Origin of the sequence: Lentzea terrae (assembly GCF_003265345.1) — a bacterium.
In the GTDB taxonomy this organism is placed as follows: domain Bacteria; phylum Actinomycetota; class Actinomycetes; order Mycobacteriales; family Pseudonocardiaceae; genus Lentzea; species Lentzea terrae.
On sequence record NZ_QFWW01000020.1, the window covers coordinates 413,766 to 427,716 of the forward strand.

The following is a 13,951-nucleotide window of genomic DNA, read 5'->3' on the forward strand; positions in this document are numbered from 1 at the left end:
TCCCCTGCCGTGAAGGACAATTCAATGAAAAACACGCTATTGAGGCGTGCGGTGAGTGCTGCGCTCGTCACCGCACTGACACTCTTCGGACTGACACCAGCGGCAGGAGCAGCAGTCGTCCGGCTGTCCGCCACCCTGACCGCGTCCAGCACCAACGGCCCGTACGGCGCCGGGAACGCCGGCGACGGCAACCAGGGCAGCTACTGGGAGAGCACGAACAACGTGTTCCCGCAGTGGATCCAGGCCGACCTGGGCGCCGCGAAGGACGTCAGCAAGGTCGTGCTGCGCCTGCCCTCGAACTGGGAGCAGCGCACGCAAACCCTTGCGGTGCAGGGCAGCCAGAACGGCTCGCAGTTCACCGACATCTCCGCGTCGAGCGGCCGGGTGTTCTCCCCCAGCTCGAACAACACGGTGACGCTCGACTTCGCGGCGACCAGCGTCCGGTACGTCCGCGCGACGATCACCGCGAACACCGGCTGGCCAGCGGGTCAGCTCAGCGAGTTCGAGGTGCACGGCGAGGACCGGGGAGACCCGCCACCGAGCGGCGACAACCTGGCCCAGGGCAAGCCCGTCGAGGAGTCCGGGCACGTGCACGACTTCGTGGCCGCCAACGCCGTGGACGGCAACCTGGGCACCTACTGGGAGTCCAACGGTTTCCCCGGCCACCTGACCGCGAAGCTCGGCTCGAACGCCGACCTCACCTCGATCGTCGTGAAGCTCAACCCCGACCCGATCTGGGGCGCGCGCACGCAGAACTTCGAGGTGCTGGGCCGCGAGTCGAGCGCCACGGCGTTCGCGACCCTGAAAGCACGCGCCGACTACCGGTTCGACCCGGCCAACGGCAACAGCGTCACGATCCAGGTGAGCGGCCGGGCGGCGGACGTGCGGCTGCACTTCTACGCCAACACCGGCGCGCCCGGCGGCCAGGTCGCCGAGCTCCAGGTGTTCGGGGCGGCCGCTCCGGCTCCCGACCTGACCGTCACGAACCTGACGTGGGCCCCGCAGAACCCGAGCGAGGCCGACGCGATCAGGCTGACCGCGACCGTGCGCAACGGCGGCACGGTGGCGTCCGGCGCGACCACGCTGAACGTCACCCTCGGCGGCACCTCAGCGGGCACCGCGCAGGTCGGCGGCCTCGCTCCCGGAGCCACCGCCACCGTCAGCGTGGACGCCGGTCGGCGAGGTGCCGGGTCCTACGCCGCAGCGGCTGCGGTGGACCCGGCCAACCAGGTCGCGGAGACCAACGAGGGCAACAACGCCTTCTCCTCGGGATCTCCCCTGGTGGTCGGTCAGGCACCCGGACCGGACCTGCAGATCACCGGCATCACGCCGAACCCGTCGTCGCCGGCCGCAGGTCAGCAGGTGACGTTCGCGGTGCAGGTCAACAACCGCGGAACGTCAGCAGCGGGCGCGTCGGTGACCCGCGTGGTCGTCGGCGGCAGCACGCTCACCGCCAACACCGCCGCGATCAACGCCGGTCAGACCGTGACCGTCAACGTCGGCACGTGGACGGCCACGAACGGCGGCGCCACGGCCACTGCAACAGCCGACGCGACCGGCCAGGTCGCGGAAACCAACGAGAACAACAACACCGCGACCCGGTCCATTGTGGTCGGGCGCGGCGCCTCGGTGCCGTTCACCAGCTATGAAGCCGAAAGCGGCCGCTACCAGGGCCAGTTGCTGGAGGCGGACCCGACGCGCACGTTCGGGCACACCAACTTCGGCAGCGAGTCCAGCGGCCGCAAGTCGGTGCGGCTGGACGCGCAGGGGCAGTTCGTGGAGATCACCTCGACGGTCAGCACGAACTCCGTCGTGGTCCGCAACTCGATCCCGGACGCGGCGGCCGGCGGTGGTCAGGAGGCGACGATCAGCCTGTACGCCAACGACCAGTTCGTGCAGAAGCTGACCCTCTCGTCGCGGCACAGCTGGCTGTACGGCACCACCGACGACCCCGAGGGCCTCACGAACCGGCCGGGTGGCGACGCCCGCAGGTTGTTCGACGAGTCGTCGACGTTGCTCGCCAACAGCTATCCGGCGGGCACGAGGTTCAAGCTGCAGCGCGACTCCGGTGACAACGCGCAGTTCTACGTCATCGACCTGATCGACCTGGAGCAGGTCGCGCCGCCGTCGCAGAAGCCCGCCGAGTGCGTGTCCATCACGCAGTACGGGGCCACCGCGAACGACCAGACGGACGACGCGGACGCGATCCAGCGTGCCGTGACCGCCGACCAGAACGGTGAGATCCCGTGCGTGTGGATCCCGGAAGGCAGGTTCCGGCAGGAGAAGAAGATCCTGACCCAGTTCAACAGCGGCGGTCACAACCAGGTCGGCATCCGCAACGCCACGATCCGCGGCGCCGGCATGTGGCACGCGCAGCTGTTCTCGCTGACCCAGCCGCAGGACGCGGGCACGATCAACCACCCGCACGAGGGCAACTTCGGGTTCGACATCGACGACAACACGCAGATCTCCGACATCGCGATCTTCGGTTCCGGCCGGATCCGCGGCGGTGACGGCGGCGCGGAGGGCGGTGTCGGCCTGAACGGCCGGTTCGGCAAGAACACGAAGATCACCAACGTGTGGATCGAGCACGCCAACGTCGGCGTGTGGGTCGGCCGCGACTACACGAACCTGCCCGACCGCTGGAACCCCGGCGACGGACTGCAGTTCAGCGGCATGCGCATCCGCGACACCTACGCCGACGGCATCAACTTCACCAACGGCACGCGCAACTCCACGGTGTTCAACTCGTCGTTCCGCACCACGGGCGACGACGCGCTGGCGGTGTGGGCGTCGAAGTACGTGAAGGACCAGAACGTGGACGTGGGCAGTGGCAACGCGTTCCTCAACAACACGATCGCGTTGCCGTGGCGTGCCAACGGAATCGCCATCTACGGAGGTGCGAACAACCGGGCGGAGAACAACATCATCTCCGACACGGCCAACTACCCCGGCATCATGCTGGCGACCGACCACGACCCGTTGCCGTTCTCGGGTACGACGTTGCTCGCCAACAACGCCCTGCACCGCACCGGTGGCGCGTTCTGGGGTGAGGCGCAGGAGTTCGGCGCCATCACGCTGTTCTCGCAGAACCTGCCGATCCCCGGCGCGGTCATCCGGGACACCGAGATCCTGGACTCCACCTACGACGGGATCCAGTTCAAGGGTGGCGGCAGCGGGATGCCCGACGTGCAGATCACCAACGTGCGGATCGACAGGTCGAACAACGGCTCGGGCATCCTCGCGATGGCCCAGGCCCGCGGTTCGGCACGCCTGACGAACGTGACGATCACCAATTCGCGGGACGGGAACATCCTCATCGAGCCCGGCTCGCAGTTCGTCATCGGCTAGAGATCACCCGGAGATCACCTTTAGAACCGCCTCCGGCCGGGTATCCCCAGGCCGGAGGTGGTTTCTCATGTCCGCGGTCGTGGTGGGTTTCGACGGTTCCGACCTCTCCCGGCAAGCCGCTCTCTGGGGCGCTGAGGAGGCGTCCAGGTGCGGTGCGGCCCTGCGGGTCGTGCAGGCCGTCCGCTCACCGCTCCCCGAGCCGGTCTTCATGCCGATGTCCGCGCCGGTGCCGGAGTTCGTCACCGAGGAGACCATGCGCCGCTCCGCCGAGGACCACCTCGCGGAGCTGGCCCAGGAACTGCGGCAGGGCTGGCCGGAGCTGCAGCTCGACACCGCCGTGCGCCTCGGCCGCCCGGTCGACGTGCTCGCCGAGGAAGACGGCTCGTTGCTGGTGCTCGGGTCGTCCGGCCGCACCGGCATCGCCGAGATGTTCCTCGGCTCCACCGCCGCCGGACTCGTGTCGATCGGTGGTCGTCCTGTCGTCGTGACGCGCTCCGGGCCGTTGGACGGCCGTGTGGTCGTCGGTGTCGACGGCTCCGAGACCTCCGCGGACGCGATCGAGTTCGCCTTCGCGTTCGCTTCCCGTCACGGCCGTGAGCTGTTGGCCATCCACGCGTGGAGCGACATCGGCTGGGCCGAGCTGCCCGAGCAGGACTTCGACCACATCCGCGTGGACCTCGCGAAGCTGCTGGAGGACCAGCTCGCCGAGCACCGCGCCCGCAACCCCGAGGTCCACGTCGCGCAGGAGGTCGCCTTCGACGCGCCGGCGCGTGCGTTGCTCCAGGCGGCCGACGGCGCGGCGTTGATCGCGGTCGGCAGCCACGGACGCGGCGCGGTGAAGCGTGCAATTCTCGGTTCGGTCAGCCACGCTGTGCTCCACCACGCGCCGTGCCCGGTTGCCGTGGTCCATCGGAGGTGACGCGAGATGCGCGGGTTAGCGGCCGTGCTGTTGTGCTTGGTGCTGGCTTCGTGTGCTCAGCAGGCGCCGCCTGGAGCTCCGGCGTCGAGCACGCCGACGTCCGACACCTCCACACCGAGTCTCCCTGACCCCTTGCCGCCCTCGTCCGCACCGCTCACCACCACCACGCCGTCGCGGGCGCTGGAGCCGGGGATGACGGTCCGCGGCACGGTGGCGGAAGGCGTCGAGGCCGGCTGCCTGATCCTGAACACCGGCACCGCGCAGTACCTGCTGCTCGGCGCCGACCCCACGATCGCGGTGGCCGGTGCCGAGATCGAGGTGACGGGGCGCGCCGAGCCGGGAGCGATGACGACCTGCCAGCAGGGCACGCCGTTCAACGTCCAGAAGACTCTCCGCATCAACCCTTGACCTCGACGTTGATCGAGGTTGAAGACTTCGATCATGACGATCTGGATCTGCGGAACCTGCGGGGTCGAACACCCCGACAGCGCACAACCTCCGGTTGCCTGTGAGATCTGCGCCGACGAACGGCAGTACGTGCCGGCGTCCGGCCAGGTGTGGACGACGCTGGAGAAGCTCGCCGCCGACGGTCACGACCTGGTGCACCAGGAGGTGGAGCCGGGCCTGCACCGGCTGCACCGGGAACCGGAGTTCGGCATCGGCCAGTGGACGTACGTGGTGCAGACGCCGCAAGGCAACCTGCTGTGGGATCCGCCGAACTACATCGACCAGCCGCTGCTGGACAAGATCGCCGAACTGGGCGGCGCCGCCGTGATCGTGGCCAGCCACCCGCACATGTACGGCTCGCAGGTCAGCCTCAGCCACCGGCTCGGGAACGTCCCGGTGCTGGTGCACTCCGCCGACCGGCAGTGGGTGCAACGGGAGGACCCGGTGATCCGCGAGTGGTCGGGTGCGGAGGAGGTGCTGCCCGGCGTCACGCTCGTCGAAGCGGGCGGACACTTCCCCGGCGCCGCGGTCGCGCACATCGCCGCCGGGAAGGGCACCTTGCTGGTCGGGGACGCCATGGTGCCGGTGGTGGACACCGGCTGGGTGACGTTCATGCGCAGCTACCCGAACCAGATCCCGCTGTCCGCCGGGCTGGTGCGGCGGATCGTGCAACGGCTGGAGCCCTACGCGTTCGACCGCCTCTACAGCCTGTTGGGCAGGTCGGTGCTCGGCGACGCCAAGGAGGCGGTGCGCCGCTCCGCCGACCGCTACATCGCGTGGGCCGGCGGAGCAAACGATCACCTCGGGTAGGTGACGCGATAGCGCACGTGCGTGACCGCCGGCGAGGAGATCGAGAACTCCTGCTCCAGCGCCGCGGACACGCCGTCGAACAGTCTGGTGCCGCCGCCCAGGACCAGTGGCACCAGGTTGAGCTGCACCTGGTCGAGCAGTCCCGCCCGCAGCACCGCCTGGCCGGTCTCGGCACCCATCACGACGACGTCGCGGTCACCGGCCGCCGCCACGGCCTGCTTGACGGCGGCCACGACGTCGGTGACGAAGGTGAAGGAGGCCGACCGGGCGGGCAGCGGGGGCCGTTCGGTGCTGGTCAGCACGAACGTCGGCGCCGGGTAGGGCGTGTCCTCCCAGTGCGGCAGGCCGAGCTCGAACGTGCGCCGGCCGCAGACGACCGCACCCGCCGACGCGGTCGTCCAGGCCGTGACCTCCCGGTCGACCGGCGCGGGCGAGCCGAACATCCACGCGTGCAGCGCTTCGCCGCCTCGCCCCAGCGGATGTTCCATCGAGACGTCCGGGCCGGTGACGTAGCCGTCCAGCGAGATGCTCTTGTGCAAGATGACGTTTCCCATGCACAGGCAGACCACCGGGCGGCCGGGAACTCATCGGTCCAGGGCCTCGCGCAGGAACGCTGCGGCCTGGTTGATCGCTGCCTCGGCGGCGTGCGTGCCCCGCAACGCGTTCAGCATCACGAAGTCGTGGATCGCACCCGCGTACCGGACGGCGGTGACGGGCACACCGGCCTCGCGCAGCTTGTCCGCGTAAGCCTCGCCCTCGTCGCGCAGCACGTCGGCCTCTGCGGTGATCACCAGTGCCTGTGGCAGGCCGGCGAGCTGTTCCTTCGTCGCTCGCAGCGGAGACGCGGTGATCTCCGCGCGCTCCACCGGGTTCGTCGTGTACTGGTCCCAGAACCACTGCATCGCGTCGCGGCGCAGGAAGTAGCCCTCGGCGAACTGCAGGTAGGAGTCGGTGTCGAAGGACGCGTCGGTCACCGGGTAGAAGAGCACCTGGGCCTTCAGCGCGACGTCGCCACGTTCCTTGGCCTGCAACGTCAACGCCGCCGCCATGTTGCCGCCGACCGAGTCACCGGCGACCGCGATGCGGGTCGCGTCGAGGCCGTACTCGCTGCCGTTGCTCAGGATCCACTGGGCGGTGGCGTAGTTCTGGTTGATGGCAACGGGATAGCGGGCTTCTGGCGAGAGCGAGTAGTCCGGGAACACCACGGCCGCGCCCGCCTTGGTGGCCAGTTCGCGGACCAGGCGGTCGTGAGTGTGGGCGTTGCCGAAAACCCAGCCGGCGCCGTGGATGTAGAGGATGACGGGAAGCTGCTCGGTGGCGCCGAGCGGCTTGACCACCCGGACCTTGAACCCGTCGAGCTCGACCCGTTGCTCGTCGACCTCGGGCTTCTCGATCGCACCCGACTGGACCTCGTCGACGGCCTTGCGGCCCTCCTCCGGGGCGAGCTCGAACAGGAACGGCGGCTGGGCGGTGGCGGCGGCGAACTCGGCGGCGGCGGGCTCGAGAACTGGGCGCTTCATGGCTGCTCCTTCAGGTCGGATGCCATGAAAGCTAGTGCGCGATTAAATCGTGCACAACGTAATCGTTGCCTCACCGCCGCCGGGAATAACCGCTAGCCCACGGTGAACGGTGCGGTCGCGCCGGTGAAGCCGGTGATCTTGCCTGTCCAGCCGGACTTCTCGTCGCCGTGGTGCACGATCCGGTAGGTGCCGGCGGGCGTACTCGGCGGGATCTGCCAGGTGATCGTGGCGTTCGAGAACGCGATGCCGACGCGTTCCCACTTGTAGCGCGTCGACCAGTCACCGTCGTCGGCGACACGCACCCACTGGCCGTTCACCTGCTGCTGCACCTCGAGGAACGTCCCGTTGCGGTGCAGGTTGTTCTTCGGGTGACCGGTGACGAACACAGCCGTGACGGTCTCCCCGCGCGCGTAGGACGACTTGGGCGCGGACAGCACGTCGCCGTACTTCTTGTCTGCGGGCTTGTCGTCGAGCACGACACCGGTCTGCAGGTTGATGTCGGTGAACGGCGGCTTGCCGGGGTTCGGACCGGCGGGCAGCGCGGTGCCGGCCTTCATGGACGCCGCGAGCTTGCCGAACTCCTGCTGGTATGCGGGCGTGGTGTTGCGACCGAACAGCGTGGACCCGCCCTCGTACTGCTGCGAGTCGTACTCCTCCGGTGTGGTGACGTACTGGCTGTAGTCGTTGGCGTAGCCCTGGATCAGCACGTTCTGCACCGGCACGCCGAGCTCGGCGGCGACGGTCTTGCGGATGCGCAGGCCCGCGGTGATCGTCACCTCGGACGGCATCGCGACGAGGTGCAACTGTCCGATGCGGACGATCTGCAGCGGCACGATGTTCGGCGTGGCACCGATCAGGCCCGTCGGCACCAGCGACGCCTTCGGGAACTGACAGTCCCGCAGCCACTGCGGGACCTCCATCTGCAGCGGCTCGAACAGCTTCTTCCACGGCGACTGCATGCCCTCGTTGAAGCCGGGGAGCGCCGGGCCGTCCTCGATGCTGCCCGCCATCGTCGACGCGCCGACGACACCGTTGCACGTCGTGCCGGGCTTGCCGTCGCTGGTGTAGCGGCCCTCGACCTGCACGGCCGACATGTCCACGAACCGCATCCGGTAGTCGACGCCGCCGGAGAGAGCCGCCTGCGGGCCGCGGTAGACCTCCTGCGCCTTGCGGTTCTGCCGCTCGCCGATGATGCGCGTGTTCTCCCACTCGTTGTCGGTGGGGCCGGAACCGGGCTTCAGGTTGAGGTTCGGCGACATGTCGCCGGCGTTGGTGTTCGGGAACGCCGCCACGAAGCCGGCCGTGTTGTCCAGGTACCGCACGCCCTTGTCGTCGTGCTCCCACTGGTACGCCGCATAACCCTTGTTGTCCGGGGTGATCAGCGTGTTGGCGTTGGTGATCGACGTGTTGTGCGTGGCGAACCAGCTGATCGCGCCGACCTCGTCACCGGACTGCTTGAACTTCAGCACGGTCATCTGCGGGTCGATGCCGAGTGGGAACGCACCCTTGTCCGGGTTGCGGTCGAACGCGACGCGCGACCGGTTCACCGACGCGTTCGTGAGCTCGCCGATCCCGAGGCTGATCGAGCCGGGCTTGACGTCCTCGTGCGCCTCGACGACCGACTCGGTGACGCCGTCGACGACCGCCGCGAGTGCCTGCGGTTGCATGCCGAGGATCGAGAGGTTGTAGGCGAGGTTGTGCGAGTAACCGCCGGGGCCGCTGTGCGTGTGCGTGGCGGACAGCAGCAGGTTCTCACGCGTGTAAGTGTTGCCGTACTTGGCTTGCAGCTTCGCGAGCACACCTTCCTGGACCGCGCGGAAGATCATCGCGAGGTCGGCGTTCACGTACGCGACGCGCTTGTTCGTGGCGCGGTCGACCACGACGTAGGCCCGCGACCGCAGCCGCTGCGAGATGCCGGTCGTCTTCTGGTCGAACTTGGAGTAGCCCATCATGCCGTTCTCGGCGGCCGGGCCGGTGACGTCGGAGATGCCTCTGCCGACGAGGTAGGGCTCGGGATCTGCCCACGCGAACGGGCCACTGACCAGCGCGGCTCCGGCTAATGCGGCAACGACCGTCATGACTGCAGTCCGCATGGACACCCCACTAAGTGAAGGGGATTCACATTTCAGGACTGCACGGTAGGTGATCCAGGCCACTTCGAGCAAGTGACTGCGAGTGCATTGGCGGTGACGACGAGCAAGATTCCGGCCCAATGGTGGAGTGCGAGCCGCTCCCCCAGCAGGACCAGCCCCGCGAGCGCGGCCAGCACGGGATGCACGCTGCACGCCAGGCCGAAGAACCGTGCGGGCACCTTTCGCAGTGCGATGAGATCGGCGACGTAGGGCACGACGCTGCAGAACACGCCCGCGCCGACCGCGTACAGCACCGCCGTACCAGTGAACTGGCCCTGCGCGATAAGGAAGACCGCGACCGGGACGTACAGCAGCGCGGACACGCTCGTCGCCGCCGCCGGTGCCTGCAGACCGGGGAGTCGTTGCCCGACCAGGCGGTTGAGCAGGATGTACGCGGCCCAGCACGCCGCCGCGAGCAGGCCGGCGCCGATGCCGAGGTAGTCGCTGCTCGGGCCGGGCAGCACCAGCACGTAGACGCCGATGGCGGCGATCAGCACGAACAGGATGTCGTGTTTCGTGCGCGACCCGGCCAGCGCGACCGCGAGCGGGCCGAGCACCTCCAGCGTGACCGCGAGGCCGAGGCCGATCCGGTCGACCGCCGTGTAGAGGCTGAGGTTCATGGTGGCGAACACCAGGCCGAGCGCGATCGTCGGCCACCACTGCTGCCAGGTGAATCTTCGCGGGTTCGGCCGGGCGACCGGGAGCAACACCGCCGCCGCCACGAACTGGCGCACCGCCACGACACCGGCCGGGCCGATCGTCGCGAACGCGTGCGCACCGACCGCGGCACCGAGCTGGCTGCTGGCCGCGCTGGCGGTCATCGTGGCGAATCCCCCGAGGCTCTTCATGGTCGACAGCCTGCGGTTCGGCCGTTGATACGGGAAATGCATGAGCCGTTCTGGTTATACGCTGCACGTATGGATCTGCGGCAGTTGCGGGCGTTCGTCGCGGTCGTCGACGCGGGCACGTTCACCGACGCGGCGCGGGAACTCGACCTCGCTCAAGCATCGGTGTCGCGTGCGATTGCTGCTTTGGAGGCCTCGCTGGGCGTGCGGCTGTTGCAGCGCTCGACGCGGCACGTTGCTTTGACTCCCGTGGGCTCGCAGGTGCTGGCCGGCGCGCGGCGGGTGCTGGACGAGGTCGCGCACCTGGAGCGGGTCGCTGCCTCGTCGCAGACCGAGGTGCGCGTCGGCTACGCGTGGTCGGCGCTCGGCAAGCACACTCGGCGGGTGCAGAAGGCCTGGGCATCGGCGCATCCCGGGCTGCCGCTGGTGTTCGTGCAGTCGAACTCGCTGACCGCGGGCCTCGCCGAGGGCATGGCGGACGTGGCGGTCGTGCGGCGAGCCCTCGACGATCCGCGCTTTGAAACGGCTTTGCTCGGCACCGAGCGGCGCTACGGCGTTGTCGCGACGGACAACCCGTTGGCACGCAAGCGTTCGCTGTCGCTGGCCGACTTCTCCCGGTACGGCATCGCGGTCGACGACCGGACCGGAACGACCACTTTGGACCTGTGGCAGCCCGGCGCCGCACCCGCTGTCGTCCGCAACACGCACGGCGTCGACGAGTGGCTGACGCTGATCGCCGCCGGGCAGGCCGTCGGCATGACGTCCGAGGCCACCGCATCGCTGAACCCGCGCCCCGGCGTGGCGTATCGGGCGGTGAAGGACGCGCCGCCGATCCCGGTGTGGCTCGCGTGGTGGAAGGACCAGCCGCCGCGGTGGCTGACCGACCTGGTCACGCTGGCGTGCGACGCTTATCGCGCCTGATGACCTGGGGGCTGCAACCCCGCCAGCCGCTCCACAGCGCTCTTGACGTACCGGTCCTGGCCCGAGTCGATCCCGTACAGCCCGGAGTCGACCGGCGCCATCCGGACGCGTTCCTCGACGTAGCGCCGCATGCCCGGCCAGGCGATCCCGCCGTGCCGCTCGTAGGCGTCGATCAACGAGTCGAGCCGCCCGAACTGCTTGACGAGCCGCCGGAAGTCGGCGGCCGGGTCGCCCACCAGTGAGTCGGTCCAGTCGATGACACCGGAGAGTTTTCCGTTGTGCACCAACGTGTTAGCCGGGCTGATGTCCGCGTGCGCGACGACCGACCGCGGCGGCCACGTCGAGTCGTCGTCGAGCCACGCCTGCCAGTAGCGCCACAGTTCGTCGGACAGTCCGAGTTCGGTCCGAGCGCGGTGGATCTTGCGGGCGATCGCCGCGCGGATCTCGCCGGGCAGGCGCACCTCGACGCCCGTCCGCACGGCGTCTTCCAGCGGGATGGCGTGCAGCGCGGCGAGAAACCGTGCGACGTCCTCGAAGTACTCGTCAGTGGGCTCGTCCGGGCACTCGCCGGGAAGAGCCCGGTAGACCGCGATGTCCCGCACCTCAGGCCGCCACCGGGGCACCGGAACCGGTACCCGGTCCGCGACCAGGTCCAGCAACGCGCGCTCGGGGCCCATGCGCCGCAGTACCCATCCGCGGCGGGGCTGACGAAGGATCCACGCGGCGCCACCGGCGTCCAGTGCGTGCAGCACCAGGAAGTCGCCGCCGGTGTCGACCAGCTCTCCTGGCCGCAGTCCCAGCTCGGCCGCGATGCCGGGCAGCTCAGTCAAGGTTCACCTTGATCGGGTGTCGAACGTCCTGCGGGCACGTGAAGACGTTGAGGTTGGCCTGCCTGCCGAGGTCCCAGCCGATGGAGTGACCGGACGGTTCGCCGCCGCCCAGTGCCAACGTCTGCCGCCGCACCGAACCGCACTCCGGACACTCCATCTCACGGGGAAGTGCGTTGTACCAACGGGTCCAGCCACCGGCCTTCGACCCGTGCGGGACCTCCGGCCACTCCTCGTCCCGCAACGGCTCTGGGCGGTCGGGTGGCATCGCGTACTCGGTGCACCTGACGGGTTCGAGCACGTTGGGCGTCAGCACGTAGTCCTCCTCCTGCCACTCGGGCCGAGGCGCGTCGATCAGCTCGGTCACCGACGTGGAGTCGCGCCACACCAGCCGAACGTCCGGACCCCACGCTTCCCGGACGTCGTGGTACAGCGTGCACAGCAACACCTGCAGCAGATCGGTGCCGTCGGGGAACGGCAGCTCCGGGAAGTCACGCCGGTACAGCTGCGCGGCACCGACGAACGGCGTCCGCACGCCGACGACCGCCTCTTCCGGGATGTCGTCGCCGGTCGTGTAGTGAGCAGCACCCTCGCACCACGGCCACGGCTCGTCGGCGGGCCACAGGAGCGGACCGCCGACGTGGCTGTCGACGGTCGTCGGCTCGCCGGGACGCGGGTTCAGCATCACCGCGACGCGGGCGAAGTCCTCTGGTGCCATCAGTCGATCCACAACCGGATCGGGTGCCGGACGTCCTGCGGGCAGGCGAAGATGTTCAGGTTCCCGTACTCGCCGAAGTTCCACTCGACGTGGTCACCGGACGGCTCGTGCGTGCCGAGCGACAGGACCTGGCGCTGCACCGCACCGCACTCCGGGCAGTCGAACGTCAGCGGGCCCCCGTCGCCCCAGCAGGTCCAGCCGCCGATCTTCGTTCCACCCGAGGTCGGCGGCAGGTCTCGCAGCTCCTCCGGGCGTTCGTACGCGTGCGGGTACTCGGTGTACCGGATCGGTTCGAGGACGTTGACCGTCGGCACGTACCTCTCCTCCTGCTCCGACGGCTCGGGCTCCTCCTCGATCAGCTCGAACACCGTCGTGGAGTCACGCCACACCAGCCGCACGTCCGGGCCGTACGCGTTCGTGACGTCGTGCCACAGCGTGCACAGGAACACCTGCAGCACATCGGTGCCGTCCGGGAACGGAAGCTCCGGGAAATCCCGCTGGTACAGCTGCACGGCACCGACGAAGGGTTCACCGTGGCTGTCACAGGAAGGCCACTCCGAGTCGATCGGCCACAACATCGGGCCGCCGATGTGGCTGTCGGCGTCCGTCGGGTCGCCTTCCAGCGGGTTGAGCAGCACCGCGGGCCTCGCCCAGCTCTCCCTGCCCATCAGTCGATGTGCAGCTTGATCGGGTGCTGGACATCCCTGGTGCACGCGAACACGTTCAATGCGCCCTCCCGGCCGAACTCCCACCCGACGACCGCCCGTTCGGCGACCTCGCAGGAGCACAGCTCCTTCTCGGGTTCCTCGTGGGTGTACAGAGCTAGCAGAAGGCGGCGGTCCGCCCCGCAGGAGGGGCATTCCAGGCCGAACGGCGAGGTCTGCCACCAGAACGCCCAGCCGCCGACCTTGCTGCCGTTCGCGACCGGCGGCCAGTCGCCCGCGCCCACGGGCTGTTCGTCGCCCATCGGGTACTCGGTGATCCGGCACGGGTGCAGCACGCACGGCCGCGTCCGGTACTGCGGCTCGAACACGACCGGGTCAGGCACCACGTCCAAGACGTCGGCGACCGAAGAAGAACGCCAGAAGAGCCGCACGCACGGCCCGAAGTGGTCGGTCTCCTCGTCGGAGTGCTCCAACGGGCACAGCAGAACCTGGAGCAGGTCGGTGCCGGGCGGGAACGGCAGTTCGGGGAAGTCGCGCTGGAACAGTTGCACGGCACCGATCAGGGCGACGCGGACGCCGAAGCTGTCGGCCGGGAGGATGGTGAGGCCCTCGTCGTGCTTGCTGCCGTCGCACCACGGCCAGGGCTCGTCGGCCGGCCACAGCAGCGGGCCGCCGATGTGGCTGTCGGTCACCCGCGGCGCGCCGCGGGCCGGATGCAGACGAACAGCGGGCCGTGCCCACTCCCCCGTGATCGACACGAGCAAACAGGCTAGCTTCCGGCCCTGCGAACAGGGCC

General features: G+C 69.2%; 13 protein-coding genes. 5 read left to right on the forward strand and 8 right to left on the reverse strand.

Annotated features, from left to right (window positions below):
• Window positions 1–24 precede the first annotated feature (24 nt).
• The 4 genes from DI276_RS23845 to DI276_RS23860 all read left to right on the forward strand — a co-directional run bounded on the left by DI276_RS23845 (window position 25) and on the right by DI276_RS23860 (window position 5,527).
• A complete protein-coding gene (locus tag DI276_RS23845) occupies window positions 25–3,351 on the forward strand; it encodes a CARDB domain-containing protein (protein WP_112266944.1) in 3,327 nt (1,108 codons plus the stop codon).
• Between the two features lie 67 nt (window positions 3,352–3,418).
• A complete protein-coding gene (locus DI276_RS23850) occupies window positions 3,419–4,270 on the forward strand; it encodes a universal stress protein (protein ID WP_112266946.1) in 852 nt (283 codons plus the stop codon).
• A gap of 6 nt (window positions 4,271–4,276) precedes the next feature.
• Window positions 4,277–4,678: a hypothetical protein gene (locus DI276_RS50160; protein ID WP_157984896.1), complete on the forward strand. Its 402-nt coding sequence runs from the start codon at window positions 4,277–4,279 to the stop codon at window positions 4,676–4,678.
• A 33-nt stretch (window positions 4,679–4,711) separates the two neighbouring features.
• Window positions 4,712–5,527, forward strand: coding sequence for an MBL fold metallo-hydrolase (locus DI276_RS23860; protein ID WP_112267671.1), 816 nt, complete (start codon window positions 4,712–4,714; stop codon window positions 5,525–5,527).
• Here DI276_RS23860 and DI276_RS23865 read toward each other — a convergent pair.
• From DI276_RS23865 to DI276_RS23880, 4 genes are all read right to left on the reverse strand, one after another.
• A complete protein-coding gene (locus DI276_RS23865; RefSeq protein WP_112266950.1) occupies window positions 5,515–6,081 on the reverse strand; it encodes a dihydrofolate reductase family protein in 567 nt (188 codons plus the stop codon). The two genes, DI276_RS23860 and DI276_RS23865, sit on opposite strands and share 13 nt — an antisense overlap.
• 30 nt (window positions 6,082–6,111) lie before the next feature.
• Window positions 6,112–7,047: an alpha/beta hydrolase gene (locus DI276_RS23870; protein ID WP_112266952.1), complete on the reverse strand. Its 936-nt coding sequence runs from the start codon at window positions 7,045–7,047 to the stop codon at window positions 6,112–6,114.
• A 92-nt stretch (window positions 7,048–7,139) separates the two neighbouring features.
• Window positions 7,140–9,140: a neutral/alkaline ceramidase gene (locus DI276_RS23875; protein ID WP_112266954.1), complete on the reverse strand. Its 2,001-nt coding sequence runs from the start codon at window positions 9,138–9,140 to the stop codon at window positions 7,140–7,142.
• 32 nt (window positions 9,141–9,172) lie between these two features.
• Window positions 9,173–10,027 (reverse strand): EamA family transporter, encoded by an 855-nt coding sequence (locus DI276_RS23880; RefSeq protein WP_232836864.1) that lies wholly within the window; start codon window positions 10,025–10,027, stop codon window positions 9,173–9,175.
• Between the two features lie 69 nt (window positions 10,028–10,096).
• Here DI276_RS23880 and DI276_RS23885 point away from each other — a divergent pair, with 69 nt between their 5' ends.
• Complete coding sequence (locus tag DI276_RS23885) at window positions 10,097–10,945, forward strand: LysR family transcriptional regulator (RefSeq protein ID WP_112266958.1); 849 nt, start codon at window positions 10,097–10,099, stop codon at window positions 10,943–10,945.
• Here the strand turns inward: DI276_RS23885 and DI276_RS23890 are convergent.
• The 4 genes from DI276_RS23890 to DI276_RS23910 are packed head-to-tail and all read right to left on the reverse strand — an operon-like array spanning window position 10,933 to window position 13,913.
• Complete coding sequence (locus tag DI276_RS23890; protein WP_112266960.1) at window positions 10,933–11,775, reverse strand: phosphotransferase; 843 nt, start codon at window positions 11,773–11,775, stop codon at window positions 10,933–10,935. The genes DI276_RS23885 and DI276_RS23890 overlap by 13 nt on opposite strands.
• The gene (locus tag DI276_RS23895) at window positions 11,768–12,490 is read right to left on the reverse strand and encodes a hypothetical protein (protein WP_157984897.1); all 723 of its coding nucleotides are present in this window, start codon (window positions 12,488–12,490) and stop codon (window positions 11,768–11,770) included. Before DI276_RS23895 ends, DI276_RS23890 begins: the two co-directional genes overlap by 8 nt.
• Window positions 12,490–13,158: a YwqG family protein gene (locus DI276_RS23905; RefSeq protein ID WP_112266972.1), complete on the reverse strand. Its 669-nt coding sequence runs from the start codon at window positions 13,156–13,158 to the stop codon at window positions 12,490–12,492. The genes DI276_RS23895 and DI276_RS23905 overlap by 1 nt, the downstream gene beginning before the upstream one ends.
• Entirely contained in the window at window positions 13,158–13,913 is a 756-nt protein-coding gene (locus DI276_RS23910) for a YwqG family protein (protein ID WP_157984898.1), read from the reverse strand. The genes DI276_RS23905 and DI276_RS23910 overlap by 1 nt, the downstream gene beginning before the upstream one ends.
• Window positions 13,914–13,951 lie beyond the last annotated feature (38 nt).

Coding starts and splice junctions, on each gene's coding strand:
- DI276_RS23845 (WP_112266944.1), top strand. CDS start 25: ATGAAAAACACGCTATTGAGGCGTGCGGTGAGTGCTGCGCTCGTCACC.
- DI276_RS23850 (WP_112266946.1), top strand. CDS start 3,419: ATGTCCGCGGTCGTGGTGGGTTTCGACGGTTCCGACCTCTCCCGGCAA.
- DI276_RS50160 (WP_157984896.1), top strand. CDS start 4,277: ATGCGCGGGTTAGCGGCCGTGCTGTTGTGCTTGGTGCTGGCTTCGTGT.
- DI276_RS23860 (WP_112267671.1), top strand. CDS start 4,712: ATGACGATCTGGATCTGCGGAACCTGCGGGGTCGAACACCCCGACAGC.
- DI276_RS23865 (WP_112266950.1), bottom strand. CDS start 6,081: ATGGGAAACGTCATCTTGCACAAGAGCATCTCGCTGGACGGCTACGTC.
- DI276_RS23870 (WP_112266952.1), bottom strand. CDS start 7,047: ATGAAGCGCCCAGTTCTCGAGCCCGCCGCCGCCGAGTTCGCCGCCGCC.
- DI276_RS23875 (WP_112266954.1), bottom strand. CDS start 9,140: ATGCGGACTGCAGTCATGACGGTCGTTGCCGCATTAGCCGGAGCCGCG.
- DI276_RS23880 (WP_232836864.1), bottom strand. CDS start 10,027: ATGAAGAGCCTCGGGGGATTCGCCACGATGACCGCCAGCGCGGCCAGC.
- DI276_RS23885 (WP_112266958.1), top strand. CDS start 10,097: ATGGATCTGCGGCAGTTGCGGGCGTTCGTCGCGGTCGTCGACGCGGGC.
- DI276_RS23895 (WP_157984897.1), bottom strand. CDS start 12,490: ATGGCACCAGAGGACTTCGCCCGCGTCGCGGTGATGCTGAACCCGCGT.
- DI276_RS23905 (WP_112266972.1), bottom strand. CDS start 13,158: ATGGGCAGGGAGAGCTGGGCGAGGCCCGCGGTGCTGCTCAACCCGCTG.